This window comes from Bradyrhizobium sp. CCBAU 11386 (assembly GCF_028128955.1).
Lineage (GTDB): Bacteria > Pseudomonadota > Alphaproteobacteria > Rhizobiales > Xanthobacteraceae > Bradyrhizobium.
Map to the genome: position 1 here is coordinate 119,149 of NZ_LBKA01000247.1, position 24,774 is coordinate 143,922.

25 protein-coding genes are annotated in these 24,774 nt (G+C 65.9%); 5 read left to right on the forward strand and 20 right to left on the reverse strand.

The annotated features are described in order from the left end of the window. Nucleotides 1-13: 13 nt before the first annotated feature. On the reverse strand, nt 14-1,117 hold the full coding sequence (locus XI09_RS30655) for a DUF2336 domain-containing protein (RefSeq protein ID WP_271570172.1): 1,104 nt from the start codon (nt 1,115-1,117) through the stop codon (nt 14-16). Between the two features lie 62 nt (nt 1,118-1,179). After that, nucleotides 1,180-2,337 (reverse strand): GGDEF domain-containing protein, encoded by a 1,158-nt coding sequence (locus tag XI09_RS30660; RefSeq protein WP_271570173.1) that lies wholly within the window; start codon nt 2,335-2,337, stop codon nt 1,180-1,182. Between the two features lie 439 nt (nt 2,338-2,776). Between XI09_RS30660 and XI09_RS30665 the strand changes: the two genes are divergently transcribed. From XI09_RS30665 to XI09_RS30680, 4 genes are all read left to right on the forward strand, one after another. Further along, complete coding sequence (locus tag XI09_RS30665; RefSeq protein ID WP_271570174.1) at nt 2,777-3,346, forward strand: sigma-70 family RNA polymerase sigma factor; 570 nt, start codon at nt 2,777-2,779, stop codon at nt 3,344-3,346. After that, nucleotides 3,343-4,038, forward strand: a complete 696-nt coding sequence (locus XI09_RS30670; protein ID WP_271570175.1) for a hypothetical protein — start codon at nt 3,343-3,345, stop codon at nt 4,036-4,038. The genes XI09_RS30665 and XI09_RS30670 overlap by 4 nt, the downstream gene beginning before the upstream one ends. 15 nt (nt 4,039-4,053) lie before the next feature. Then, nucleotides 4,054-5,739 (forward strand): S8 family serine peptidase, encoded by a 1,686-nt coding sequence (locus XI09_RS30675; RefSeq protein WP_271570176.1) that lies wholly within the window; start codon nt 4,054-4,056, stop codon nt 5,737-5,739. Nucleotides 5,740-6,223: 484 nt separating this feature from the next. After that, on the forward strand, nt 6,224-6,841 hold the full coding sequence (locus tag XI09_RS30680) for a TIGR03809 family protein (protein ID WP_271570177.1): 618 nt from the start codon (nt 6,224-6,226) through the stop codon (nt 6,839-6,841). A 123-nt stretch (nt 6,842-6,964) separates the two neighbouring features. Here XI09_RS30680 and XI09_RS30685 read toward each other — a convergent pair whose 3' ends face one another. The 18 genes from XI09_RS30685 to XI09_RS30770 form a co-directional block, all read right to left on the reverse strand. Next, nucleotides 6,965-8,335: a TIGR03808 family TAT-translocated repetitive protein gene (locus tag XI09_RS30685; protein ID WP_271570178.1), complete on the reverse strand. Its 1,371-nt coding sequence runs from the start codon at nt 8,333-8,335 to the stop codon at nt 6,965-6,967. Nucleotides 8,336-8,438: 103 nt separating this feature from the next. Further along, nucleotides 8,439-9,086: a pyroglutamyl-peptidase I gene (locus XI09_RS30690; RefSeq protein ID WP_271570179.1), complete on the reverse strand. Its 648-nt coding sequence runs from the start codon at nt 9,084-9,086 to the stop codon at nt 8,439-8,441. Then, on the reverse strand, nt 9,083-10,069 hold the full coding sequence (gene meaB, locus XI09_RS30695; protein WP_271570196.1) for a methylmalonyl Co-A mutase-associated GTPase MeaB: 987 nt from the start codon (nt 10,067-10,069) through the stop codon (nt 9,083-9,085). Before meaB ends, XI09_RS30690 begins: the two co-directional genes overlap by 4 nt. A 21-nt stretch (nt 10,070-10,090) precedes the next feature. Continuing rightward, nucleotides 10,091-10,435 (reverse strand): HepT-like ribonuclease domain-containing protein, encoded by a 345-nt coding sequence (locus XI09_RS30700; protein ID WP_271570180.1) that lies wholly within the window; start codon nt 10,433-10,435, stop codon nt 10,091-10,093. After that, nucleotides 10,436-10,750, reverse strand: a complete 315-nt coding sequence (locus tag XI09_RS30705) for a nucleotidyltransferase family protein (RefSeq protein WP_271570181.1) — start codon at nt 10,748-10,750, stop codon at nt 10,436-10,438. Nucleotides 10,751-10,844: 94 nt separating this feature from the next. Then, a complete protein-coding gene (locus XI09_RS30710; RefSeq protein WP_271570182.1) occupies nt 10,845-12,356 on the reverse strand; it encodes a tripartite tricarboxylate transporter permease in 1,512 nt (503 codons plus the stop codon). A 3-nt stretch (nt 12,357-12,359) separates the two neighbouring features. Beyond that, the gene (locus XI09_RS30715) at nt 12,360-12,851 is read right to left on the reverse strand and encodes a tripartite tricarboxylate transporter TctB family protein (protein ID WP_027544147.1); all 492 of its coding nucleotides are present in this window, start codon (nt 12,849-12,851) and stop codon (nt 12,360-12,362) included. 205 nt (nt 12,852-13,056) lie between these two features. Then, entirely contained in the window at nt 13,057-14,049 is a 993-nt protein-coding gene (locus XI09_RS30720) for a tripartite tricarboxylate transporter substrate binding protein (protein ID WP_271570183.1), read from the reverse strand. 131 nt (nt 14,050-14,180) lie between these two features. Beyond that, the gene (locus tag XI09_RS30725) at nt 14,181-14,954 is read right to left on the reverse strand and encodes an RsiV family protein (RefSeq protein ID WP_271570197.1); all 774 of its coding nucleotides are present in this window, start codon (nt 14,952-14,954) and stop codon (nt 14,181-14,183) included. Between the two features lie 31 nt (nt 14,955-14,985). Next, nucleotides 14,986-15,282: a nucleotidyltransferase family protein gene (locus XI09_RS30730; RefSeq protein WP_271570184.1), complete on the reverse strand. Its 297-nt coding sequence runs from the start codon at nt 15,280-15,282 to the stop codon at nt 14,986-14,988. Between the two features lie 37 nt (nt 15,283-15,319). Next, on the reverse strand, nt 15,320-17,476 hold the full coding sequence (scpA, locus tag XI09_RS30735; RefSeq protein ID WP_271570198.1) for a methylmalonyl-CoA mutase: 2,157 nt from the start codon (nt 17,474-17,476) through the stop codon (nt 15,320-15,322). A gap of 23 nt (nt 17,477-17,499) precedes the next feature. Continuing rightward, nucleotides 17,500-17,964: a GFA family protein gene (locus XI09_RS30740; RefSeq protein ID WP_271570185.1), complete on the reverse strand. Its 465-nt coding sequence runs from the start codon at nt 17,962-17,964 to the stop codon at nt 17,500-17,502. Further along, the gene (locus tag XI09_RS30745) at nt 17,961-19,832 is read right to left on the reverse strand and encodes a methylmalonyl-CoA mutase family protein (RefSeq protein WP_271570186.1); all 1,872 of its coding nucleotides are present in this window, start codon (nt 19,830-19,832) and stop codon (nt 17,961-17,963) included. The genes XI09_RS30740 and XI09_RS30745 overlap by 4 nt, the downstream gene beginning before the upstream one ends. An 81-nt stretch (nt 19,833-19,913) precedes the next feature. Next, nucleotides 19,914-20,405: a 2-amino-4-hydroxy-6-hydroxymethyldihydropteridine diphosphokinase gene (gene folK / locus XI09_RS30750; protein WP_271570187.1), complete on the reverse strand. Its 492-nt coding sequence runs from the start codon at nt 20,403-20,405 to the stop codon at nt 19,914-19,916. Further along, on the reverse strand, nt 20,405-20,773 hold the full coding sequence (folB, locus tag XI09_RS30755) for a dihydroneopterin aldolase (RefSeq protein WP_271570188.1): 369 nt from the start codon (nt 20,771-20,773) through the stop codon (nt 20,405-20,407). Before folB ends, folK begins: the two co-directional genes overlap by 1 nt. After that, nucleotides 20,770-21,630, reverse strand: a complete 861-nt coding sequence (gene folP, locus XI09_RS30760) for a dihydropteroate synthase (protein ID WP_271570189.1) — start codon at nt 21,628-21,630, stop codon at nt 20,770-20,772. The genes folB and folP overlap by 4 nt, the downstream gene beginning before the upstream one ends. A gap of 276 nt (nt 21,631-21,906) precedes the next feature. Beyond that, entirely contained in the window at nt 21,907-22,314 is a 408-nt protein-coding gene (locus XI09_RS30765) for a DUF4332 domain-containing protein (RefSeq protein ID WP_027544157.1), read from the reverse strand. Nucleotides 22,315-22,338: 24 nt separating this feature from the next. Continuing rightward, nucleotides 22,339-22,704, reverse strand: a complete 366-nt coding sequence (locus tag XI09_RS30770; protein WP_271570190.1) for a DUF2267 domain-containing protein — start codon at nt 22,702-22,704, stop codon at nt 22,339-22,341. A gap of 350 nt (nt 22,705-23,054) precedes the next feature. Between XI09_RS30770 and XI09_RS30775 the strand changes: the two genes are divergently transcribed. Next, on the forward strand, nt 23,055-24,674 hold the full coding sequence (locus XI09_RS30775) for a helicase HerA-like domain-containing protein (RefSeq protein WP_271570191.1): 1,620 nt from the start codon (nt 23,055-23,057) through the stop codon (nt 24,672-24,674). The last annotated feature ends 100 nt before the right edge of the window (nt 24,675-24,774 follow it).

Sequence of the window (24,774 nt, forward strand, 5' to 3'; positions counted from 1 at the left end):
GCAGCACGTCTGCTCAGGCAGCGGGCGTCGTGCCGTGCTGCATGCGGTGGAAACGCAGCACCTGCTGCGCGGTCGATGAGCGCAGGGCTTCATAGGTGTCGCGCAGCGTCAGCATGTCGGTCTGCGAGCCGCCCGAGAGCTTTTCGCGCATGGCGATGATCGCGCGTACGCTCGACCACTGCATGCCCGCGACCTTGGCGAGGATCATCACGCCCTCGATGCGGCTCTCGATCATCATGGTCTCGGCGGTCTCGACCGCAACGCCGGCGAGCGCTGCGAGGCCCGCATTGGTCTCGTCGAACTTGCCTTGCTCGGCGAAGGCGGTGACCTGGAATTCGTTGAGGCGGCCGTCCTCGTGGAGCGACTTCACCAGCGCGCGCGCTATCTCGGTCTGCCTGGTCATGGCCGCGGCGCGGACCCGCTGGGCCGCTTCCTGGACCACGCTCGATACCTCGTCCGCGAGCTCCGGATGCGCGGCCTCGAGCTTCCTGCGCACGCTCAGGGACGCCTTCGCGACCAGCTTCAGGTAGTGGTGGCGCGGCAGGTCGGGCCGCAGGCCGATGCAGGTGGCGAGGTCGTCGTCGCGCTCGGCCCGCGTGACGAGGTCGGTGAGGCTGCCCTCAGAGAGCTGTGCGCCGGGATTGCTGACGGTCGATTGCACGACGTCCTCGTTGCCGCGCGTCACCAGCACGTCGGTGAGTGCTTCCGACAGCACCCGCCGCAGCGAGATCGCCTTCAGATGCGCCTGGCCCCGCATGCGCGCGATCTCGATCAGGGTCGCCTCGTCCAGCCGTTCCGATTTCGACAGCACCGGTCCTGCGACCTCGATGACCTCGTCGAGCGCGAGCGTGCGGATGATCTTCGGCGGTGCCGCCGCGATCGGTGCGAGGCGGTCGGCGAGCAGCGCCCTCGCCGAGGTCTCGATCTGTTCGATCAGGCACTGGAATACGTCGTCGAACACGCGGATGTGCTCGTCGGAGTAATCCACTGCATTGCCCACGAACAGATCGGTGACGCGGCGCAGCGCCTCGACCCGGCGCGCAACGGTGCCGTGCGAGAGCGCAGCCTGCAATTCCTCGAGCAGGTTCTCGGATGGTCTGGCGGATCTGGATATCATTGCCCTGTCCTGGAGCGTTCGGTTCGGCGGCGGCTTCTCACGCGCCGGAGAAAATGGGTTGGTCAGCTCGTTGCAATGCGGTTGCGCCCTTGCGCCTTGGCGGAATAGAGCGCGCTGTCGGCGCGCGCGAGAATCGTGTCGGCAGTATCAACGTCGCGCAGCGTCACGACGCCCGCGGAAATCGTCACGCGCATGCCCGGGGAGAATGCGCTCCAGTCGAGATCGGCGACGATGCTGCGCAAGCGCTCGAGCATGCGCGAGGCCGCCTCGCCATCGGTGTCCGGCAGCAACAGCAGGAATTCCTCGCCGCCGTAGCGGCCGAAGCAGTCGGCCGGGCGGATGTTGGCGAAAATGGTGATCGCGAAGGTGCGCAGCACCTCGTCGCCGACGGGATGGCCGTGAGCATCGTTGATGCGCTTGAACCAGTCGAGATCGATCAGCGCAATCGCGCAAGGTGTCGATGCCCGCCGCGACTTGTCCATCTCGGCGTCGAGCAGCCGCATGATGCAGCGGCGGTTGTAGGAGCCGGTCAGCTCGTCGAGCTCGGCCAGTTCCTCGATGCGCTGATAGGCGGCCTTCAGCTCGATGCTGCGCTGGTACAGGATCTTGCGCAGCGTGGCGCCGAACAGGCCGAGGAAGGCGCACTGGCCGATCACCAGCACGAAGCACAGCATCGAGGCGGTTCGCTGCAGCCGCGTTGCAACGGGCATGCCGATCGGCAGGTCGGAGGCGAGGAAGACGGCGGCAAGGCCGATGGCCGCGAGCATCCAGGTGATCATCGCCTGGGCCGAGGTCATGCGCAGCGTGCCGAAGGCGAAGATCAGGAACAGCACGCAGATGAAGGCGATGCCGATGGTCGGGACCGACAGCAGGAACACGAATTGCAGCGCCATATGCGCCGAGATCTGGAAGACGGTGAGATAGTGATCGGTGAACCTGTCACCGACGCCGGCCTCCGACAGCACGGTGAACGTGCCGATGATCAGGAGGCCGCCGAACCAGAACAGCGAGGCAATGTCGACCGAGATCGCGCCGTCATAGGCGTAGATCAGCAGGACCGAGGCGCCGAGCGAATAGCTCGCCACCTGGCCGATATACATCTGGCGGCGCTGCCGGGCCCGGCGCGCCCGGACTTCGGGGGCCGCCGCCTCGGGCGCGCGGACGAGTTCCGCGATCTCAGCGGCATTCCTCTCCGGAAAGGACGTCGCGGCCGTGTTCATGGTCCCGCCAATGGTGGATGTCAGCCCAAAAATCTACGTGGCAAGCCTTTAGGTTTGGTATCCTTTGGAAGCGAATCCGAACCGTGCAGCGCAGAACAGGGTGATGTCCGTCGCTGGGGGAATTTGCCGGCGATTAGGCATCGTTTGCGATGCGGTCGAGCCAAAGCAGGGCTTCGTGAGACATACGTCGTGCAGGACTGCTATGGAACCGAACTTGGTCGGCCCGCCCGTGTCCGGGCAGGCATTCCGTAGGGAAATATTGCAGTATTATGTTACCGATCTGGATCGAAACGGCCGACCCGCACGGGCGGGATAGGAAAAATCCGCGTATGTGGGGTAGATCACACAAGCTCCCGTATGACTGCGGTAGGTTGAACAATTTTGCACCTGCCGTCGAACCGTCCGCTGCATCGACCCGACCAACCTTGCGAGACGGCCTTTGAGCGTGACACAGGCGGCTTCGGACGAGATCCTCATCGCCAGGATCGCTCAGGGTGACCGGCTTGCCATGCAGGTGCTGTACGGGCGGCACCATGTCAGGGTCTACAGGTTCGGCCTCAGGCTCGTACGGGACGAGCAGGCGGCGGAAGACCTCATCAGCGAGGTGTTTCTCGACGTCTGGCGTCAAGCCGGCAAGTTCGAGGGTCGATCCGCAGTTTCCACCTGGCTGCTGGCCATTACCCGATTCAAGGCCCTCTCGGCGCTTCGGCGCAGGAAGGACTTTGAGTTGGACGAAGACGCCGCGAACGCGATCGAGGATACGTCCGACGATCCGGAAACGGTGGTGCAGAAGAAGGATACCAGTGAAGCGTTGCGGGGGTGTCTGACGGGCCTCTCGCCGGAACACCGGGAAATCGTCGATCTCGTCTACTACCACGAGAAGTCCGTGGAAGAGGTGGCCGGAATCGTCGGGATACCGGAGAACACTGTGAAGACGCGCTTGTTCTACGCGCGCAAGAAACTGGCCGAACTGCTGAAGGCAGCCGGCGTTGAGCGAGGCTGGCCATGATGGCTTTGAGCAAGAAGATGCTGGAGCAAGAGCCCAGTGAGATTGAACTGCTGCTGCCGTGGCACGCGGCCGGCACGCTGAACGCGCGCGACGCCCGCCGCGTCGAGGAAGCGCTGGCACGTGATCCCGAGCTCGCCAAGCAATATGCCGCGATCCGCGGCGAGTACGAAGAGACCATCCATCTGAACGAGAGCCTGGGTGCTCCGTCGGCACGCGCGATGCAGAAGCTGTTCGCCGCGATCGACGCCGAACCGGCGCGTGCGACCGGATCGCTGCCGCTGTCGGCGCGCATCTCGACCTTCTTCGCGAGCCTGTCGCCGCGGACGCTGGCCTGGTCGGCGAGCCTCGGTGCCGTCGCGCTCATGCTCCAGGCCGGCATCATCGGCGCGGTGCTGGTGAAGACCCAGCCCACGACCTTCCAGACCGCCTCGCTTTCGACCAGCGCGCCGATCACGCGCGAGCTTGGGGCTGCCGTTGCACCGGCGCGCGCACTGGTACGCTTCACGCCCGAGGCGCGGGTCGCCGACATCACGGCGCTGCTCGACAGCTACCAGGCCTCGATCATCGGGGATGCCAAGGGTGGCATGTTCCGCCTCCAGTTCGACAAGGCGATGAGCCAGGACGAGCTCGCCTCGCTGCTCGGCAGGATGCAGCGCGAGAAGTTCGTCAACCTCGCCGTCGCGGCGCCGTAAGGCGCCGCTGAACCGATGACGCGCAAGTCCGAGAGTAAGTTGCGAGCCGGGGCCTTCGCTTCGTCGGTCGGAGCCGCGCTGCTGCTCGCCGCCTGTCTCGGCGTCGAGGTTGCGCAGGCGCAGGCGATCATGCGCACGCCCACGATCAGCGTCCCCTCGCGCACGCCGACCATCTCTCCCAGCGTCGCTGCGCGGGCGGTGAGCATCGATCGCGGCCCGCGCACGATGACGACCGCACGTATTCCTTCGCCCCGGATGGGGCCGGCGCCGGTGCTGCCTTATGCGCGCTACTCGCCGAACCTCTATCCGTCCTGCACGGCACCCTACCGCGACGCCGACGGCGAATGCCTGGCACAGCCGAATGCAGGCGGTGACGGCGCCGGCAAGTCCGGCAAGAAGAGTGCGGGCAAGGGGCGCGGCAACAACACGCCCGTCGCGCTGAACCAGCGTATCTTCGCAGGCGAATTCGTCGCCGAGATCGACGGCGCGCTGTCGGTGACCGAAGCCGACCAGCTCGCGCGTCGCCACGGCCTTGCGCGCATCGCGTCCGAGAATTTCCCGCTGATCGGGGCGACCTTCGGCCTGTTCCGCATCACCGACGGCCGTCCCGCCGAGACGGTGCGGCGCGAGTTCGCCGCCGACGGCAGCGTGCGCTCGGTCCAGCCCAACTTCCGCTACGTGCTCCAGGACCAGAAATCCTCCGTGCCGACCGAGGGCGATCCGGCGCAATATGTGCTGGCAAAGCTCCGCCTCCCGCAGGCGCACACGCTGGCGCACGGCGCCAACGTGACGGTTGCCGTGATCGACTCCGGCATCGACGCCAAGCATCCCGAGCTCGCCAATTCCATCGCCGACAATTTCGATGCGCTCGGCAGCGCCGAGGGCCCGCATATTCACGGCACCGGCATCGCCGGGGCGATCGTGGCGCATGCCCGGCTGATGGGCAGCGCGCCCGAGGCGCGCATTATCGCGATCCGCGCCTTCGGCGGTACCACGGGCGGCGCCGAGAGTTCGTCCTATATCATCCTGCGCTCGCTGAACTACGCCGCCGAGCATGGCGCGCAGATCGTCAATATGAGCTTTGCCGGTCCGAAGGATGCCGTGATCGAGCGGGCCATCGCGGCGACCGCCGCGCGCGGCCTCGTGCTGATCGCGGCCGCCGGCAATGCGGGTGCGAAATCGCCGCCGCTCTATCCCGCCGCCAATCCCAACGTGATCGCGGTCAGCGCGACCGACCAGCAGGACAAGCTGTTCACCGCCTCCAACCGCGGCAACTACATCGCGCTGGCGGCGCCGGGCGTCGACATCTTCCTGCCGGCGCCGGAAGGCAAATACCAGATGACGTCGGGAACCTCGTTCTCGGCGGCCTATGTTTCCGGCGTCGCGGCGCTGCTGCTCGAGCGCAACTACGCGCTCAAGCCGGAGGCGCTGCGCATGACGCTTGCGAAGACCGCGCGCGATCTCGGCTCACCCGGGCGTGACGATCTGTTCGGCGACGGCGAGGCCGATGCGTTTGCCGCGGTCATGGCTGTTCCCGCCGACAGCGCGACGCCGGTGGCGGCTGCGTCCGGTACAACAAAACGTGAAGATGGGCAGCCACGTCGCGACGAGCCCGGCATCCGCGCGATCGAGCAGCCCTCGCTGTCGAGCGCGGATGATAAATCCACGATTTTTCAGGCGGATAGGCCGGCGGCGCGATAGGCGCTGCGGCAACTTTGCGCGCGGGCCGAAGGTTAAATAATCGAACGCGGCATTGAACGTTCGGCCGGCTGCCACGACCAAATTATGTGGGAGCGGTCATCCCTCCCCATCAGTCATATCAGGCGCGAGCGCCCATCCACCCCAAGCGCCCATATGGCTCGACCCGTCCGGTTGTCCCCCCGGACGGGTCTTTTCTTTTCGGGCATCCGATTCCTTGAAGCCGTGTTTGAGATCAGCTTCCGGTTGAAGGATCGCGTTTGCGTTCATCGCCATCGGTCGGCCGGCATCCCGCACGTCCGCTATGCTTGTGCGAAGCTTGACTCGAAAACACAGCAAATCTCCGCGCGACTACGGTATTTCACGACGAACGAGGTGTCGTTGCTGGACAAGTCAAAACTTTTCCACAAAATATTCATGTCGCGTCTAAATTGATTCGTGTGCGTTGCGTCCCCGCGTCCGTATTTTTCTCATGACGGGCTGGTTCATGACACATCGCCAGGAGTCTGTTCGCGAGTTTGTTCGCGGCGCGGCTGGTAGCCGTGAGATCGCGGCACGCTGGTGCGCTCTCGCCGAACAGCGGTTGGAACATCTCACCGAAATGTTCGAGACCGGACGCTGGCGCCGGTATCATTCCGAGATCGCATTCCTCGAAAACATCCAGGAAGCCAAGCGCGCCGTCCAGACCTGGCGCGCCATCGCCACCGGCGGGGACGTCGCCGCGGCGGCCGCGAGCGTCACTCCCGCATTCGGCTGGTCGCCGGCGACGATGCCCCGCGTGTTTCCGCGTGAGCAGCAGGCCCAGACCGTGCAGCCCAAGATGTTGCAGCCAAAGGCCGTCCACATCGCCCCCGAGACCGCCGTGCCGGTCAAGCTCGCCCCCACGCCGAATGTGCTCGCCGAGGTGACCGAAGCCCCGCTCGCGCCGCTCGCCGCGCCTGCCGCGATGGCGCCGCCCACGGCGCCTGCTGCGATGGCATCGCTTCTGCCGCAGTTCTCCCCACCCGCCGCCGAAATCGTCGCCGCCCCCGAGCGCGTCGTCGAATTCACCCTCAGCCTCGACGGCATCGAGGCGAAGTACCCGCTGCTGCGGAATACGTTCTAAAGGGAAGGGTGAGAAGGCGGCCGCGCCTTTTCAAACCCGTCATCCTGAGGTGTGAGCAAGCGGCGCAACGCACCGCAAGAGGGAGCCTCGAAGGATGAACGGCCCCATCTGCCAACCATGCAACTACCGCCGCACCGCATTTCCGCCGAGCACCACCTGCGCAAAGCGCTGCGCGCCGTCCGCCGACAGATCGGCCGTCACCGCGCGCGCGTGATCGAGGCCGACCACGGCGCCGCGCGGCGTCTCCGAGATCATGTTGTTGTTGACGAGCGCGGTGCCGGCGCCCGGCACCACGGAGACGCCGATTCCGGCCAGCGCCTTGCGGATCACGTTGCCCGTGATCGCGACGTCGCGCAGGTATTTGCCCCAGCCGGCGACGATGCCGTAGGACGGCGCGTTCTCGATCACGTTGCCGGTCACCGAGGTATCCGCCTCGATGTAGATGCCGACGCCGGCATCGTCGTCAGGCGCGGTGCCGATCGGCCGCTTCGGGATCAGGTTGCGGATGATGTTGCCCTGGACCGCCGCGATGCGGCCGCCCTCGTTGAAATTGCAGACGGAGACGCCGACGGCGGCGCCGTCCACCGTGTTGTTGGCGATCACGGCCGCCTCGAACGCGAACTCGGAATAGAGCGCGACCTCGCGCACGTCGCTGACGCTGTTGCCTGATATGTGGATGTTCGAGGCGGAATTGCCGCGCACCGCGGAATAGTCGCAGTTCCTGATGCGGTTGCCGCGCACGATCACATTGCCGGCACGGAAGGCGTTGATGGCGTTGCCGTACTGGCCGGAGCCGCCGGGACCGGCCTTGATGTCCTCGATGCGGTTGTCCGCGACCAGCGTGCCGTCATCGCCGATCGCGCTGCGCAGGATCTCGATGCCGTTGTCGTTGGTGCCGATGATGGTGTTGCGGGCGACGCTGAGGCCCCTGGCATCGAACGAGACCACCGCCGTCACCGCGATGTTGGTGAAGATGTTGCCGGAGATATCGCCGGAGACCTGCTCGAGCCAGATGCCGCTGCCGCCGGAGCCTGTGATCTCGCAATCGGTGATGCGGACGTCGCGGCCGCCGAGAACGTGGATCAGTCCGCGCCGCGTCGCCAGCGGGATGCCGCCGCCGTCGAAGGTGATGCCGGAAAGGCCGATCGCATCGGAACCGTCGCTCTGGATTGCCGAGGCGCCGCCGGTGAAGACGAGTTTCGTCGCGCCGCGTACGCCGATCAATTGTGCGCCGTTCGGCAGCCGCAGCAATCCGCTGCGATAGACGCCCGGCGGCAGCGCCAGCGGCATCTGCGCGTGCGCGGCCTCGTCGATGGCGCGCTGGAGTGCGCGTGTCTGGTCCTCGCTGCTGCCGGGCCGCACGCCATATTGCGTGGCATCGCGGCCGAGCAGTGACGTCAGTGGCGCCGCGCGCGCGGCGTCGGCCGGCATGGCCAGCGCGCCAGCGATGCCGGCGGTCGAGGCTCCGATGAGATGACGCCGGTTGAGGTCCATGGATGCGTCCTCCGGCGGACGCGGGGCGTGTCCGCAGCGGTTAGGTAGCGCAGCGCGGCCGGGGCCGTGAGGATTGTTCGCGGTAGGGTTAAATGTTTACCCCCTACGAAGTACGGGCCTTCCGGGCCAATCGCACCATCTCCATCAGCATCGCTTCCCCGGCATCCACCAGCTCCTCCAGCGTGATCCGTGGCGCGCCCTTGCGCCGCACCGCTCCGCTGCGCGCGAGCAGGGGAATATGGATGAACGCCGCGAGCTGTGGCCCGCCGTCCCTCGCGTTCTCGATCGCGCGCCAGCTCAGATAGTTGCAGAGATAGGCGCCGGCATCGCGCGAGGCGCGCGCATCGATGCCGGTGAGGCGTGCCGCGCGCAGCAGCCTTGCGGTGTGCGGGCCGAACAGCATCGCATCCGCATTGCCGGCTATGCCGCGCTTGCTCGAGCGCGTGTTGTCGGCATCGGGCCAGAGCATGGTGACCGCGTTGCGTGCGCGGGTCTCGATGCGCAGGTACGAGGTCCGCGCCGCAAGGCCGAACATCAGCAGCGCGTCCGGCTTCTGCGCCGCGAGCACCTCGGGCAATTGCCGGTCGACCGCCGCATAGGTGACCGGGAAGATGTGGCTCGCGATCTCGACATCGTCGAGCGCTGGGCGGCGCAGCCGTGCCAGCCGCGCGACCAGCGGCTGCGTCGGATTATAGGGCGCGCCGGGGAAGGGACCGAAGCCGGTCAGGAGAATGCGGAGCTTGTCGCTCATTGCAGCAACTCCAGAATCTGCTCGGCGGCGAGCGCCGGCGTGAGATGGCCGTCGGCGACTTCGGCCTCGATCTTCCGGACCTTCGTCCGCACCGATGCCTCGCTGCGCAGCCGCGCCAGCATGCGCTGCTCCAGCATCGACCACATCCATTTCACCTGCTGCTCGCGCCGCCGCGCGGCGAAATCGCCGGACGCGTTCATCGCCTTGCGGTGATCGAGGATCTTTTGCCAGATCTTTGCGATGCCGGTGCCGGTCAGCGCCGAATAGGTCTCGACCGGCGGGTGCCAATGTTCGGACCGGGGGCTGAGGATATGCAGCGCGCCGCGATAGTCGGCGGCGGTGATGTTGGCGCGCTTGAGGTTGTCGCCGTCGGCCTTGTTGATCGCGATCATGTCGGCGAGCTCGACCAGGCCCTTCTTGATGCCCTGCAACTCATCGCCGCCGCCCGGCAGCATCAGGGCGAGGAAGAAGTCGGTCATGTCGCAGACCGCGGTCTCGGACTGGCCGATGCCGACGGTCTCGACCAGCACAACGCCGAAGCCGGCCGCCTCGCACAGCAGCATCGCCTCGCGCGTCTTGGCGGCAACGCCGCCGAGCGTGCCCGAGGACGGCGAGGGGCGGATGAAGGCATTGTCCGAGGCCGACAGCCGCGCCATTCGCGTCTTGTCGCCGAGGATCGAGCCGCCGCTGCGCGCCGAGGACGGATCGACCGCGAGCACGGCGACCTTGTGGCCCTGCTCAATCAAAAAGGTGCCGAGCGCATCGATGGTGGTGGACTTGCCGACCCCGGGCGAGCCGGTGATGCCGACACGAAACGCCTTGCCGGTGTCGGGCAGGAGCATCTGCACGAGCTCCCGCGCCAGCGCCTGGTGGTCGCCGCGCCGGCTCTCCACCAGCGTGATGGCCCGGGCGAGGGCCGCGCGACTGCCGGAGCGGAGATCGCGGGCGAGGGATTTGATGTCGATGGATTTGCTACTGGTCATCATTGTTTTCGCGTCCAGCCGCTAGCGGCCCGACTTGCGAATGTGTCTTTCAGCGCAGGATTTCAATGTGGGAAGGTGAGTTTGAATGATGTCCCAAACGATCTCAGCCTTCGTCATGTGGTAGGCATGGCGCAGAAGATTTCCGAAGTCGATCATCTTGCGCCAGTCGATCCCGGGCTCGGTTCGTTTGACGTCATCCGGGATGAATCTTGATGCCTCGCAGACGATCTCGAGAAGGCGTTCGACTGCCAGACGGGTAGTCTTTTCAGAGACGAATTGATCGAATGTGAAGTCCTTCACGACACTTTCGATGTCAGTGATGGCTTCCAGAATATCTCGCAGCCGGTCTTCCACGGTCGGCGGCATTCAGAAGACCTCGACCAGATCATCCGCGATACGCTCGGCCATGCGCGGCTTCAGTAAGTCCCGCATCGATATCTGCGCTCGGAGGCCGACATGGTCCTCGATCAAATGCAGGGCTCTAAAGTAGTCGAACCGCGGCGTTTCCTCGCGCGAGGTCGTCTCGATCAGCACGTCGAGATCGCTGTCTGGCCGGGCGTCGCCGCGCGCGCGGGACCCGAACAGGTAAAGCCGGGTGACACCCGCAGCCCTCAGGGCGGGAGCAAGCTCTCGGAGCTTCCCGACAAGCGTCTGGAGCGGAATGTCTGCGACATCGGTCATGACCGGACACTAGCACAGGGCGACCGCCTGGCCCAGCATGGCGGAGCCGGCTGGACCGCCCCTGGCGGGGCAGGCGAGGGCCGCCCGCCCGCTATCACCGGGATGTTGCTGCCACCGCCTGCACCGGTTTCACCTTGTGCCAGACCCACACCATCACCGGCCAGAGCAGTGCGCCGATCGCCATGGCGGCGAGGATGGCGGCGACGGGGCGTTCGAAGAACGGCAGGATGCTGCCGTCGGACTTGATCAGCGAGGTGACAAAGGCCTGTTCGACCATGGTGCCCATGACGATGCCGAGCACCATCGCGGCGACGGGATAGCCGTTCGCCTCCATCACGTAGCCGATCACGCCGAAGGCGGCGACGGTGACGACGCCGAACATGTTGTTGCCGATCGCGAACGAGCCGACGGCGCAGCACAGCATGATGATCGGCATGATGGTGGAGCGCGGTGCCAGCAGGATGTAGGCGGCGACCCGGATCATGGCGATCCCGAGCGGGATCATCAGGATGTTCGCGATGATGAACATCAGATAGATCGCGTACATGCTCGACGCCTTCTCGGTGAACAGCGTCGGCCCCGGATTGAGGCCCTTCATGTAGAGCACGCCGATCGCGATCGCGGCGATGGTGTCGCCGGGAATGCCGAACAGCAGCGAGGGCACCCAGCCCGAGGCGATGCTGGCATTGTTGCTGGCGCCGGCCTCGACCAGGCCCTCGACATGGCCGGTGCCGAACTTTTCCGGCTCCTTGGAGAAGCGCTTGGACATCGCGTAGGAGACCCAGGCCGCCATGTCGGCTCCGGCGCCGGGCAGCACGCCGATGATGATGCCGACGATGTTCCCGCGCGTCATCTGCCAATGGTATTTCCTGGTCAGCTTCCACTGGCCGGCCATGATGCTTCCGAATTTTCGACGCGGCAGTGGAGGTGGTTCCGGCGTCAGCATAGCGCGCATCACCTGCGCCACCGCGAACACGCCGACCAGGGCCGGGATCGGCTCGATGCCGCCGAACAGGTCGGTGATGCCGAAGGTGAAGCGCGGCACGCCGCCGGGATTCTCGATTCCGATGCAGGAGACGAGCAGGCCGAGGAACATGCCGGCGATCGCCTTCACCGGCGAGGAGCGTGCGACCAAGGTGGCGCACATCAGGCCGAGCAGCGCCAGCCAGAAATATTCGAAGGTCGAGAACGACAGCGCGACCTCGGCGAGCGGCGGCGCCAAGATCATCAGCGACAGCACGCCGGCGATGCCGCCGACCGCGGAGAACCAGACGCCGGCCCCGAGCGCGAGCTCGGCCTGGCCCTTTCGCGTCATGGCATAGGCCTCGTCCGCATAGGCTGCGGAAGCGGGCGTGCCGGGGATGCGCAGCAGCGCGCCGGGGATGTCGCCGGAGAAGATCGCCATCGAGGACGCCGCCACGATGGTCGCGATCGCCGCGATCGGCGACAGATAGAAGGTGACGGGCACGAGCAGGGCGGTCGCCATCGTCGCCGACAGGCCCGGCAGCGAGCCGATGACGAGGCCGTACACGGAGGCTGCGAACATCGCGATGATCACCTCCCAGGTGGAGATCAGCGCGACGGCGTCAAGCAGGGTTTTCAGCATGGATCACCAGGGCGTCGGCAGCAGGCCGGCAGGAAGCGGCACGCGCAGCAGCTTGCCGAAGATGAGGTGGATGGCGAAGGGCGAGAGCGCGGCGAGCGGCAGCGCCAGCTTCCACTTCGCCCCGAGCGCGGTCGAGGTGACGTAGACCATGATCGCCGCGGTGATGATGAAGCCGAGCCGGTCGGCAGCGACAACGTAGAACAGCAAAAGCGCCGGCGGTAGCAGCGCACGCAGGCCGTAGAGCTTGCCCTGCGGCGGCGGGCTTGCTGCCTGGCCGTCCTCCAGCGGGATCAGTTCTTCCTCCTCCTCGAAGGAATGCCCGATGCCGAACACGATCGCGAGCCCGCACAGCGCAAGCCCCGTGCCGATCACGAGCGGAAACACGTTGGGGCCGACCGGCTGCCCCGGTACCGGCGGCAGGATGTAGCCGCCATAGGCGGCGGCCGCGCCGAGCACGACCAGAAACGAGCCCGTGACGGAGTCGGGAAGACGCATGGGAGGGGTCCTGTGGGGTTTCTTCTCCCTCTCCCCGTTCTTACGGGGAGAGGGTTGGGGTGAGGGGACTTTCCGCGCGGACGGTGAGAGTTGGACTCGCGCAGATTCCCCCTCACCCGAATTCGAGCGGAGCTCGAATTCGACCTCTTCCCGCATCCGCCTTCGCTAAAGCTTCGGCGGGACAAGCGCGGGGAGAGGCGAAAGATCACGCCTTGCTCAGGCCCGCGGCCTTCATCGCTTCGCCCATCTGGGCGTCGCCCTTGTCCATGAAGCCAGCGAACTGGCCGGCATCGCCCCACACCGTGCCGAAGCCGCGATTGCTCATGAAGTCCTTGAACTCGGCGGAGTCGTAGACCTTCTTCAGCGCCGCGGTGAGCTTCGTTGCGAGCTCCGGGGGCAGGTTCTTCGGCGCGCCGATGCCGCGCCAGGCGCCGGTCGCGTATTCGATGCCCATCGCCTCCTTCAGCGTCGGCACGTCCGGGAAGATCGGGTTGCGCGCCGGCGCCATGATGGCGAGGCTCCTGGCCTTGCCGGCCTCGATGATGGCGCGCGCTTCCGGCACCGAGCAGGTGGTGAGGTCGAGGCCACCGGCGGCGAGATCCTGCATCGCCGGCGCGGCGCCGTTCGACGGCACCCAGGCGACCTGGTTGGCGGGCAGACCCATCGCCTGCATCCAGCCGACCAGCGCCAGATGCCAGATGCCGCCCTGGCCGGTGCCCGAGGCCTTGAACTTGCCGGGCGGCGCGGCCTTGATCGCTTCGGCGAGGTCCTTGACCGTCTTGTAGGGCGAGGAGGAGGAGACCCGGATGCCGGGCGGGTCCTCGTTCATCAGCGCCAGCGGGGTGTAGCTCTTCGGCGTCAGCTCGGTCAGGCCCTGCCAGTGCATCATCGAGATCTCGACCGTGAGCATGCCGATGGTGTAGCCGTCCGGCTGCGCGGTGGCGATCGCGGTATGGCCGACGACGCCGGAACCGCCGGTGCGGTTGACCACGTTGAAGGGCTGGCCGAGGTCCTTTTCCAGCAGGGCTGCGACAATGCGCGCAGTCGCGTCGGTGCCGCCGCCGGCGCCCCAGGGCACGATCACCGTGACGGGGCGCGCCGGATAGGCTTGGGCGCGGGCGGGTGCGAGGCCGAATGCGGCGGATGCCGCAACCGCGGCGGATGAAGCCGCAAAAGCGCGGCGCGTAATCTTGGACATGAATGCCTCCCAGCGGCGCCCGTAACACCGGGCGCTCTTGTCAATAACGGCATTCTAGTCGGCTTTGCAGCGCCGCTGCAAGGTAGCGCTACCAAAGCGCTGTGAGCAATGTGCTGCTGCTCAAGCGATGATCATTGCGGCTCTTCCGCATCGCCCTTCGGCCGCGCGCCGCCGAAGATGCGCGCGCCTTCCGCGGTGAGGTAAGGCTTCAGCGTGTCCCACGGCACGAATGCGACATATTCGCCCTCGGCGTAAGCGCCGACCGCATAGGGCGGATAATGGAAGGTGAGACCGGAACTCCGGCCTGCTTCGGTCGACGGGGCGAGCGTCACTGCGCCGATCTTGAGCAGGCTCGGTGCGAGCGGCTTGAACCATTCGTCGGTCGCGGTCTCGCTGGTCCCGCGCTTCTCCTTCTCGGCTCTCAGCGAGGCGATCACCGCCTTCACCATCGCCTTCATCGTCGGGCCGTTGTCGGCGGTCTCGGTGAAGAACGGGCGGATCGAGATGCGCTTGTGCTCGGTCTTGTCCCACAGGATCGTGTTCACGTCCGAGTTGGGATGGGCGCCGTGGGTGTCCATGTAGTCGTTGCGCAGGAGGCTGACATAGCGGTCGCCGACCACGGAGCGCAGCGAATATTTGCGCTCGAAATCCCAGCCGCCGTCCTTGAAGAATTGCGGGTCCTGCTTGCGCGAGGCGGCGGCCTCGGCTGCGTTCTTGGCGAGCCACTTCCTGCCTTCGGCCAGGCAATCCGCCGCGAGCGTTGCGTCCGTCTTGATCTTGTCGTCGAGGAAGACGCGCGCCTCGATGCTCTTGGTCTTGACGACGGCGTCGGGCTTTGGGTCCGCGGCGAGGGCCGAGATCACGCAGGTTGCGCTAAGCGCCATGGCGACGCTCAAATTGATCATGAACTTCAAGGATGGTGCTCCTGCGTGAGCGTCAGAATATTTCGAGGATGTCGTCCGCGATCTGCTGAGCAGAGTGGGGCGAGGCGGAGCGCCGGACAGTCGCCTGCGCCTGCAAGCCGGTCGCGTCCTCGATGATCTGCTCGACGTCGATCAGGTTGAGCAGCGAGAAAGTGGCCTCCGGTTCGACCTCGACCAGGACATCGATGTCGCTGTCCGGGAGATAGTCGTCGCCGGCCCGCGAGCCGAGGATGGCGAGCTTCGACACGCCTTTGGCTTTGATGGCATCAGCGTTCTTGCGTATCGCAGCGATGACCTCATCACGTGTCATGGAGACAACCCGGCCGGTGACACGGCCAGCGTACCATCTACTCCGCCGCCTCGCTATGCCCGAGCCGGGCGTTCAGCTTGCGGATCAGCTCCTCGGCCGCGTCCGCGATCACCGTGCCGGGCGGGAAGATCGCCTCGGCACCGGCCGCGTAGAGCGCATCGTAATCCTGCGGCGGCACCACGCCGCCGACGATGATCATGATGTCGTCGCGGCCCTGCTTCTTCAGCGCAGCCTTGAGTTCAGGCACGGCGGTGAGATGGGCGGCGGCGAGCGAGGAGACGCCGAGGATGTGGACGTCGTTCTCGACGGCCTGCCGCGCGGCTTCGTCGGCGGTGGCAAACAGCGGCCCGATGTCGACGTCGAAGCCGATATCGGCGAACGCCGAGGCGATCACCTTCTGGCCGCGGTCGTGGCCGTCCTGGCCGATCTTGGCGACCAGGATGCGCGGGCGGCGGCCCTCCGCCTCCTCGAAGGCGTCGATCAGCGCCTGAACCTTCTCGACCCGGTTACCCATGCTGGACGCCTCCCGCTTGTAGACGCCGGTGATGGACTTGATCTCGGCGCGGTGCCGGCCGAACACCTTCTCCATCGCGTCCGAAATTTCGCCGACGGTCGCCTTCGCCCGGGCCGCGTCGATGGCGAGCGCGAGCAGGTTGCCGTTGCCTTCGCCGGCCGAACGCGTCAGCGCGGCGAGCGCAGCATCGACGTCCTTCTGGTTGCGCTCGGACTTCAGCCGGGTCAGCTTGTCGATCTGGAGCCGGCGGACGTTGGTGTTGTCGACCTTGAGGATGTCGATCGGGGCTTCGTCCGTCGGCTTGTACTTGTTGACGCCGATCACCGCCTGCTTGCCGGCATCGATCCGCGCCTGGGTCTTGGCGGAGGCTTCCTCGATGCGCAGCTTGGGCACGCCGGCCTCGATGGCTTTGGCCATGCCGCCGAGCTCCTCGACCTCCTGGATATGGCTCCACGCCTTCGCCGCGAGGTCGCGCGTCAGCCGCTCGACATAATAGGAGCCGCCCCAGGGATCGATGATGCGGGTGGTGCCGCTCTCCTGCTGGAGGAAGAGCTGGGTGTTGCGGGCGATGCGGGCCGAGAAATCGGTCGGCAGTGCCAGCGCCTCGTCGAGCGCATTGGTGTGCAGCGACTGAGTGTGGCCTTGGGTGGCCGCCATCGCCTCCACCGTCGTGCGCATCACGTTGTTGAAGACGTCCTGTGCGGTCAGCGACCAGCCCGAGGTCTGGCAATGCGTGCGCAGCGAAAGCGAGCGCGGATCCTTCGGATTGAAGGGCTTCAGCAGCTTCGCCCACAAGAGGCGCGCGGCGCGCATCTTGGCGACTTCCATGAAGAAGTTCATGCCGATCGCCCAGAAGAACGACAGGCGCGGCGCGAAGCGGTCGACGTCGAGGCCCGCGGCAAGGCCGGCGCGCAAATATTCGACGCCGTCGGCGAGCGTATAGGCGAGCTCGAGATCCTGCGTCGCGCCGGCCTCCTGCATGTGATAGCCGGAGATCGAGATCGAATTGTACTTGGGCATCTTCTGCGAGGTGTAGGCGAAGATGTCCGAGATGATCCGCATCGAGGGCGCAGGCGGATAGATGTAGGTGTTGCGCACCATGAACTCCTTCAGAATGTCGTTCTGAATGGTCCCTGAGAGCTTCTCCGGCGGCACGCCCTGTTCGCCCGCGGCGGCGACGAACAGCGCGAGGATTGGCAGCACCGCGCCGTTCATGGTCATGGACACGCTCATCTGGTCGAGCGGGATGCCCGCAAACAGCGTGCGCATGTCGTAGATGGAATCGATCGCAACGCCGGCCATGCCGACATCGCCGCCGACCCGCGGATGATCGCTGTCATAGCCGCGATGGGTGGCGAGGTCGAAGGCGACCGAGAGGCCCTTCTGTCCGGCAGCCAGGTTGCGGCGGTAGAACGCGTTGGAGTCCTCCGCCGTGGAGAAGCCGGCATATTGCCTGACGGTCCAGGGCTGGTTGACATACATGGTCGGGTAGGGGCCTCGGAGATACGGCGCGATGCCCGGATAAGTCTCGAGGAAATCGAGCCCGGCGAGGTCCGCCTCGCCATAGGCGGGTTTTACCAAAATGCCCTCGGGAGTCAGCCACGGCTCGGCGCTGCCGGCCGGCGCGGCGGCGGTCGTTCTCTCGAAGGCGATGTCGGCGAAATTGGGAATGCGGCTCATGGTTTCGACCATATCATAGACGCTCAATCATGGTCCGGATGCTGATGGCTGACGATGGTCGCCATCTTCTCCGGCCCGTAATTCTGCTGCGTGGTCTGGCTCGGCAGGTTGGCGATGCCGACCACCCAGCCAAGCCGCGACTCTGTTCCATATTGCCGTGTCGGCACCACGTGATCCGGACGATCGAACGTACCGGTCATGATCTCGATGCGCGGGCCGTCGATGCGGCGGAAGCTTAGCGGAGTGCCGCAGGCGGCGCAGAAATCGCGCATCGCGATGGAGGAGGAGCGGAACGCAGAGGGCGTGCCCTTGGTCCAGGCGAACTCACCCTTCTCGATATCGGCATAGGAGGCGAACGGCGCACCGGTCGCCTTCTGGCACATCCGGCAATGACAGATGCTGATCTTCGCCGGCGCGGCCGAGACCGCAAAGCGCACTGCCCCGCATTGGCAGCCGCCGGTGAGAACTGGTTTGCCTGGCTCGGTCATGCCTGCTCCATCCGTCGATAGGCGTCTTGCAGCGTGGCAAGCGCATCGCCTCCGGCGAAGACAAAACCCGTGACGCCGGCGGCCCGTAAGCGCGCCTCGGCCTCGGTCGGGCGGCCTGCCAGATAGATATGTCTGCTGCCTGCGGTTTGCAGGGCCTTCGCCGCGGCTTCGGCGTGTTCCGCATAGACCTTGTCGCTGGAACAAAGGCAGGCAAGCTCGGCGCCGGAGGCCTTGAAGGCAGCCGCCAGCTTGGCCGGATCGGCAAAACCCTCGCTGTCGACGGCCAAAATGCCGCCCGCCTCGAAGAAGCTCTTGGCAAAGGTCGCGCGCGCCGTGAAATCGGCGGGCGTGCCGAGATTGGCCAGGAACACTTTTGGCCGCGCCCCGCGCGCCTTCAACGCCGCATCCGACTTGTCGCGCAAGGCTTCGAACGGTTCCGCAAGCCGGATCGGCGGCAGCGCATCGAAGTTGTATTTTGGCTCGCCATAAGGGGCGAGCGCGACCGGCGTCGCTTTCAGCACCGCCGTCTCGCTCTCATGCAGGTTCGGAAACTCGCTCGCGCCGGTCAGCACGTCGCGGCGCCTTGCGATGTTGGCATCGCGCGCTTTGCGGGCGGCCGCGACCTGGCTCTGGAACAGGCCCTGCTGAAGCGCGGCAAAGGCGCCGCCGGCCTTCTCGCTCTCCTGGAACAGCGTCCAGGCGGCGTCGCAGAGCTGCGCCGTCAGCGTCTCGATGCCGCCGGCGCCCGCGGCGGGATCGCTGACCTTGGCGAGGTTGCTCTCCTCCAGCAGCAGCAGTTGCGTGTTGCGCGCCACGCGCCGCGCGAACGGATCGGGTAGTCCGAGCGCCAGCGTGTGTGGCAGCACCGTGATCGCGTTGGCGCCGGCAAGCCCCGCCGCAAACGTCGCCATGGTCGCGCGCAGCATGTTCACATAGGGGGCGCGCTGCGTCAGCATGCGCCAGGCCGTATCGGCGGCAATGAACAACGGCTTCGGCGTCAGCCCGCACGCCGCCTCGATGCGAGCCCACAAGAGCCGCAGCGCGCGGAATTTTGCCATGGTCAGGAACTGGTCGGCGTCTGCGGCGAGCCGCGCATAGACCATGCCCTGCGCCTGCTCCAGCGCAACACCGGCGCCTTCGATCGCGCGTAGATAGGCGACACCGCAGGCGAGCACGAAGGCGAGCTCCTGCACCTCGGAGCCGCCGGCATCGTGGATCACGCGGCCGTCGGCGGATGCAAACGGCCCCTTGAAGCCGAGCGCGGCGAGACCCTTGATGGCGCCGGTGACGGCAGGAGCGATCTCCTCCCAGGTGTAGGGGCTGTGGCCCCACACCGCGCCGGCCGCGAGCGGATCGAGCCCGAAGCGGATGTCGCAGGCCGCGGGATCGATGCCCTTGCTCTTTACATATTGCGCGATATGGATCGCGGCCATCCGCGATTGCGGACCGATCTGAAGCTCGATGCCGATGCCGGCATCGAGATGAATGTCCTTCAAGACCTTTGCGACCGCATCGGCCGAAGGTTCCAGGCCAAAGCCGTGAGCACCATTGCCGCCGGCGAACACCAGCGCGAGCCCCGTCGCGCCATTCTCCAGATCCTGCAAGGCTTGCGCGTTCGCGGCCGCCGCGTCGGGATGGTCGATCCGCTGCACGATCTGCCACGGCGCGGCCGCAGCCCGTCCGACCACGGGCGCAACGCCTCTGGCGCGCGGATAGAGCGGATCGATCTTGAGGCCGTCATAGGTCTTGCCGACCAGCTTCTCGAACGGCGCGCCCTTGAGCACGCCGTCGACCAGCTTGCGCCAGTCTTCGATCGTGGCCTTGGGAAAATCCGCCGCCAGCGGCAGGTCGTCAGTCACGGAGGTCATGCGGCGAAGGGCTCCCGAAGATCTTGTTATTCGCAGGCGAAATTGCCACGGCGGACCGTCCCTGCAAACGGTTGTTTTTGGTTAACCGGTATCCGGAAGCCGCTCAATGCCTTGCGTCGAGACGCTGGAGAGCCCGTCACGCACGCGAATGCCTGAGATCACGCGGTCGGGCGCGATCTCGGCCAGCGGCACCAGCACGAAGGCGCGCTCGAACAGGCGCGGATGCGGCAAGGTCAGGTCGGGCTTCTGCAAGCTGACATCGTCATAGGCGAGCATGTCGAGATCGAGCGTGCGCGGCCCCCAGGGCCGCTCCTTGGTCCGGGTGCGGCCGAATTTCTGCTCGACCTTCTGGAGCACGAACAGCAGCGCGTGCGGATCGAGGCTGGTCTCGATCTCGATGCAGGCATTGACGAAGGGATCCTGCGCCTCATCGCCCCAGGGCGGGGTTGCATAGTCAGAGGAGCGCGCGATCAGCGCGGCTTGCGCCATGCCACAGATATGGGCGATCGCCTTCCGGAATGTCGCGCGGACATCGCCGACATTGCCGCCGAGCGCGATCAGCACGCTTGCCATCAGGGGTTCCGCGAGCGCGTCAGCATGATGCCGACGTCGTCGAAGATCGCGGCGATCGGCGCATGCGGTTTGTGCACGGTGATCTTCACGGCGCGGATGCGCGGGAAGTGCGACAGGATGGCGTCGGCGACCGCGCCGGCCGCGCGTTCCAGCAGCTTGTAATTGGTGTTCTTGAACGCCGCCGTCGTGGTCGCCACCACCTCGGCATAGGACACCGTGTCGGCGAGCCGGTCGGTGCGCGAAGGCTCCGACAGGTCGGTATAGAGCTCGAGATCAATCACGAAACGCTGGCCGACTTCGGTTTCGTGATCCATCACGCCGTGGCGAGCATGGATCGACAGGCCGGTCACGAAGATCGTATCGGTCATTGCTTGCTCTCGATTGCGTTCGCGACCCGCAGGGCCTGCAAGGTCTCGGCGACGTCATGGGTCCGGATGATCCTGGCGCCGCGCTGAGCGGCGATGAGATGCGCGGCGATCGAGCCGGCGAGCCGCTCTTTCGGTTCCGACGGCGACACCGAGGCGATGAAGCGCTTGCGCGAGGCGCCGACCAGGATCGGCAGGCCAAACATGTCGAATTCGCGCAGCCGCGCCAGGGCGGTCATGCTCTGCTCGGCGGTCTTGCCGAAGCCGATGCCGGGATCGAGCACGATCTTGTCGCGTGCGATGCCGGCCTTGGCGGCGATATCCAGCGAGCGCAGGAAGAACGCCTTCATGTCCGCGATGATGTCGATGGCGGAATCCACGCCGTCTCGGTTATGCATGACGATGACGGGGACGCCTCTGGCGGCCACCAGCGGCGCCATGCCGGCATCGCGTTGCAGGCCCCAGACGTCGTTGGCGATTGCCGCGCCCTGGTCGAGCGCGAAGGCCACGACCTCCGCCTTCATACTGTCGATCGAGACCGGCACGCCGAGCGCAACCACGCCTGATAGCACCGGCCTCAGCCGGGCGAGTTCGTCCTCGGCCGTGACGGCCTTGGCGCCCTTGTAGGGCCGGGTGGACTCCGCGCCGATGTCGATGATGTCGACGCCATCGGCGATCATCGCCCGGGCTCGTTCGAGCGCCTGGTCGGGCGCGATGAAATCGCCGCCGTCGGAGAAGGAATCCGGGGTGATGTTGAGCACGCCCATCACCGCCGGGAGAGGCCGTTCCAGCAGCGTCCGCAGCACGTCACGCCCGGCCGAGCCGGCCGGCGGGACGGAAGAGGAGGGCAAGGCATTCATGCGCGTGGATTTGCGCGGTCGGGGAGGGGGAGTCAAGACGCGATTGGCCGCTGCCGACATGCCGCGTGCTGTCGATGTTGTGGCACTCTCGCGCATCATCCCCGCTGTCGTCCCGGCGAAGGCCGGGACCCATACCGCGGAATCTATCGATTGCGGAAGGTCGGAGTACCGAACGACTGGTCTTCGCCAAACTACTCCCTGTGGTTATGGGTCCCGGCCTTCGCCGGGACGACACCCAGGGTGGGGTAGCTGAATCCGTATGCGGAAAGCGTGTAGCTAATACGTAATCTTCGGCGGCAGCTTCTTGGCCTTGGCGATGATGTCGCCGACCGACTTTTCCGAGGGCAGGATGCGGACGAGCTTCTTCTTCTCGTTGGCTTCGCGCATGCTCTGGGCGAGCCTTGCCGGATTCCGATAGGCGAGCTCGCGCACGGTGGTGACGCCGGCGGCGCGGACCAGGCCGACCTTGGCCCGGCCCATCCCGGGAATGCGCATGTAGTCGGAGACGTTGGCCCATTCCAAGAGCTGCTGCTCGCTGATGCCGGTCTTGGCGGACAGCGCCTTGCGGCCCTTCACGGTCGAGGCCGCCTCGAGCAGCGCGTCGGTGGTGCGGATTCCCTGCGCCTTCAATTTGTTGGCGGCAAAGGCCGGCAGGCCCTCAATCTCGGAGATCGGATATGTCATGATGCTCGATATGAAAAGCGTAGCTCAGGCAAATTGGCTGAGGCCCGGCGTCCCTGCGATGATCTTGCCCATCTGATCCGCTCCGATTTTGTCTCGGCCGAAGCGAAAAAGTTCACGGGCAATGTTCTGAATCTCGGACATGCCAAGTCCCAGGCCCATCAGGCGCGTGCCGACGGCCATCAGGCCACCGCCCATCAGCCGCGACAGTCCGCCGCCGCTTCTGGACGCCTCGATCGCCGCTTCCGCGCCGGGAATATGATTGATCAGGGCTTCGACGTTCTCGGAAGGGCCCTCGCTGCGGAGGAAGCCCAGGATAATGCCGACGGTCTTTTCAGCGACAGCACTATCTATGCTGGCGTTTGTCGCCAGCCGCCCGATCAGCTCGTCCATAAGACCCGCCCCTCAACCGGTTTGCATGCCGGAGTATTGCTTTCGAAAAATGATCTTGAGCCGGTGTGATGTGAAATACAAGCTATGAACGGAGGCGAACATGCGATTCATCTTCGAACGCGCCAAAAGTGTTGCAGCGATGCAAGAGCGGAGATGAAATCGGCAACAAATTGCCGCGGTGCGAACTCGCCGTTCCTGCTTTCGGCTGATGTCGTCCACTTGGTTTCCGACCATGTCGCAAGATCAGATCGTGTTTGAACGGTTTCAATCGGCGTGCGACATGCGGTAAACTACGGAACTGGCATTTGAGTTTCAATACGCGAAACACGGCAGACGGATCAGAGAAAATAATGACCGCACAGGACAGCAAGCTCGGCGACACCGACGACAAGATCTTCGTCGGCAAGGGAGACGAGCAGGCGTGGCTGACGCTGGCGCTCGCCAATCGCCACGGCCTCGTCACCGGTGCAACCGGAACCGGCAAGACGGTGTCGCTGCAAGTCATGGCAGAGGGATTTGCGCGCGCCGGTGTTCCGGTCTTCGCGGCCGACATCAAGGGCGACCTCTCCGGTATCTCCGAGGTCGGCGTGCCCGCGGACTTCATCGTCAAGCGCGCCACCGCGATGGGGCTGACATTCCAGCCCGACCAGTTCTCGACGGTGTTCTGGGACGTGTTCGGTGAGCAGGGCCACCCGGTGCGGGCGACCGTCACCGAGATGGGGCCGCTTCTGCTCGCGCGCATGCTCGACCTCAACGACGTGCAGGAGGGCGTGCTCAACGTCGCCTTCCGCGTCGCCGACGACAACGGCCTTGTCCTGATCGACATGAAGGATCTGCGGGCGCTGCTCGATGCCATCGTGCCCGACAGCAGCAAGAAGGCGTCGGACGCCGCCGAGGATCCGCTTGCCGACATCCGCAAGGCCGCCCAGGGGTTTGGCAACGTCACCAAGGCCACCGTCGGCACCATCCAGCGCCAGCTGCTGGTGCTGGAGAACCAGGGCGCCACCAAGTTCTTCGGCGAGCCGGCGCTGACGCTGAAGGATTTCATGAAGACCGACCGCGACGGCCGCGGCATGGTCAACATCCTGGTCGCCGACAAGCTGCTCCAGAGCCCGCGGCTTTACGCGACATTCCTGTTGTGGATGCTGTCCGAGCTGTTCGAGGAGCTGCCCGAGGTCGGCGACCTGCCGAAGCCGAAGCTGGTGTTCTTCTTCGACGAGGCGCACCTGTTGTTCAACGACGCGCCCAAGGCGCTGATGGACAAGATCGAGCAGGTGGTCCGCCTGATCCGCTCGAAGGGCGTCGGCGTCTATTTCGTGACGCAGAACCCGATCGATGTGCCCGACCGCGTGCTCGGGCAGCTCGGCAACCGGGTGCAGCACGCGCTGCGCGCCTTCACCCCGCGCGACCAGAAGGCGGTCGCCGCCGCGGCCCAGACCTTCCGGCCCAACCCGAAGCTCGACACCGCCAAGGTGATCATGGAGCTCGGCAAGGGCGAGGCGCTGGTGTCCTTCCTCGAAGGCAACGGCACGCCGGCGATGGTCGAGCGTGTGATGATCCGGCCGCCATCGGCCCGGATCGGATCGATCACGCCGGAAGAGCGCAAGGCGATCATGGATGCGAGCCCGGTGAAGGGCAAATACGACACCGCCGTTGATGAAGAGTCCGCCTACGAGATGATCCAGAAGCGCATCGCCGGCACCGCGGCGACCGCGGATGCTCCGGCGGGCGGAGGCGGCGGCATTCTCGGCCAGATCGGGTCGATCGTCGGCACCATCTTCGGCACCAATGTCAAGCGCGGCCGCCTGTCGGCCGGCCAGGTCATTGCGCGCGACGTGACGCGATCGGTGACCAACCAGGTGATCGGAGGGATGGCCGCCAATCTCGGCAAGTCGGTCGGCGGCCAGCTCGGCGGCTCGATCGGCCGCACCTTGGTCCGCGGCGCCCTCGGCGGGCTGCTGCGCAGGTAGGCAGAAAGCCCGATTGGAGGCATCCGCGCGCCGGCGCGGCCCGCCTTGCTGCGGGACAATTTCCGGTGAGGGGGTTCTCCAAGCGTCCTTCGGTCTGCTA

What these genes read in the sequence shown, in the direction of transcription:
- XI09_RS30655 (WP_271570172.1), bottom strand. Translation starts at nt 1,117, where the DNA reads ATGATATCCAGATCCGCCAGACCATCCGAGAACCTGCTCGAGGAATTG.
- XI09_RS30660 (WP_271570173.1), bottom strand. Translation starts at nt 2,337, where the DNA reads ATGAACACGGCCGCGACGTCCTTTCCGGAGAGGAATGCCGCTGAGATC.
- XI09_RS30670 (WP_271570175.1), top strand. Translation starts at nt 3,343, where the DNA reads ATGATGGCTTTGAGCAAGAAGATGCTGGAGCAAGAGCCCAGTGAGATT.
- XI09_RS30675 (WP_271570176.1), top strand. Translation starts at nt 4,054, where the DNA reads ATGACGCGCAAGTCCGAGAGTAAGTTGCGAGCCGGGGCCTTCGCTTCG.
- XI09_RS30680 (WP_271570177.1), top strand. Translation starts at nt 6,224, where the DNA reads ATGACACATCGCCAGGAGTCTGTTCGCGAGTTTGTTCGCGGCGCGGCT.
- XI09_RS30685 (WP_271570178.1), bottom strand. Translation starts at nt 8,335, where the DNA reads ATGGACCTCAACCGGCGTCATCTCATCGGAGCCTCGACCGCCGGCATC.
- XI09_RS30690 (WP_271570179.1), bottom strand. Translation starts at nt 9,086, where the DNA reads ATGAGCGACAAGCTCCGCATTCTCCTGACCGGCTTCGGTCCCTTCCCC.
- meaB (WP_271570196.1), bottom strand. Translation starts at nt 10,069, where the DNA reads ATGACCAGTAGCAAATCCATCGACATCAAATCCCTCGCCCGCGATCTC.
- XI09_RS30700 (WP_271570180.1), bottom strand. Translation starts at nt 10,435, where the DNA reads ATGCCGCCGACCGTGGAAGACCGGCTGCGAGATATTCTGGAAGCCATC.
- XI09_RS30705 (WP_271570181.1), bottom strand. Translation starts at nt 10,750, where the DNA reads ATGACCGATGTCGCAGACATTCCGCTCCAGACGCTTGTCGGGAAGCTC.
- XI09_RS30710 (WP_271570182.1), bottom strand. Translation starts at nt 12,356, where the DNA reads ATGCTGAAAACCCTGCTTGACGCCGTCGCGCTGATCTCCACCTGGGAG.
- XI09_RS30715 (WP_027544147.1), bottom strand. Translation starts at nt 12,851, where the DNA reads ATGCGTCTTCCCGACTCCGTCACGGGCTCGTTTCTGGTCGTGCTCGGC.
- XI09_RS30720 (WP_271570183.1), bottom strand. Translation starts at nt 14,049, where the DNA reads ATGTCCAAGATTACGCGCCGCGCTTTTGCGGCTTCATCCGCCGCGGTT.
- XI09_RS30725 (WP_271570197.1), bottom strand. Translation starts at nt 14,954, where the DNA reads ATGATCAATTTGAGCGTCGCCATGGCGCTTAGCGCAACCTGCGTGATC.
- XI09_RS30730 (WP_271570184.1), bottom strand. Translation starts at nt 15,282, where the DNA reads ATGACACGTGATGAGGTCATCGCTGCGATACGCAAGAACGCTGATGCC.
- scpA (WP_271570198.1), bottom strand. Translation starts at nt 17,476, where the DNA reads ATGAGCCGCATTCCCAATTTCGCCGACATCGCCTTCGAGAGAACGACC.
- XI09_RS30740 (WP_271570185.1), bottom strand. Translation starts at nt 17,964, where the DNA reads ATGACCGAGCCAGGCAAACCAGTTCTCACCGGCGGCTGCCAATGCGGG.
- XI09_RS30745 (WP_271570186.1), bottom strand. Translation starts at nt 19,832, where the DNA reads ATGACCTCCGTGACTGACGACCTGCCGCTGGCGGCGGATTTTCCCAAG.
- folK (WP_271570187.1), bottom strand. Translation starts at nt 20,405, where the DNA reads ATGGCAAGCGTGCTGATCGCGCTCGGCGGCAATGTCGGCGATGTCCGC.
- folB (WP_271570188.1), bottom strand. Translation starts at nt 20,773, where the DNA reads ATGACCGATACGATCTTCGTGACCGGCCTGTCGATCCATGCTCGCCAC.
- folP (WP_271570189.1), bottom strand. Translation starts at nt 21,630, where the DNA reads ATGAATGCCTTGCCCTCCTCTTCCGTCCCGCCGGCCGGCTCGGCCGGG.
- XI09_RS30765 (WP_027544157.1), bottom strand. Translation starts at nt 22,314, where the DNA reads ATGACATATCCGATCTCCGAGATTGAGGGCCTGCCGGCCTTTGCCGCC.
- XI09_RS30770 (WP_271570190.1), bottom strand. Translation starts at nt 22,704, where the DNA reads ATGGACGAGCTGATCGGGCGGCTGGCGACAAACGCCAGCATAGATAGT.
- XI09_RS30775 (WP_271570191.1), top strand. Translation starts at nt 23,055, where the DNA reads ATGACCGCACAGGACAGCAAGCTCGGCGACACCGACGACAAGATCTTC.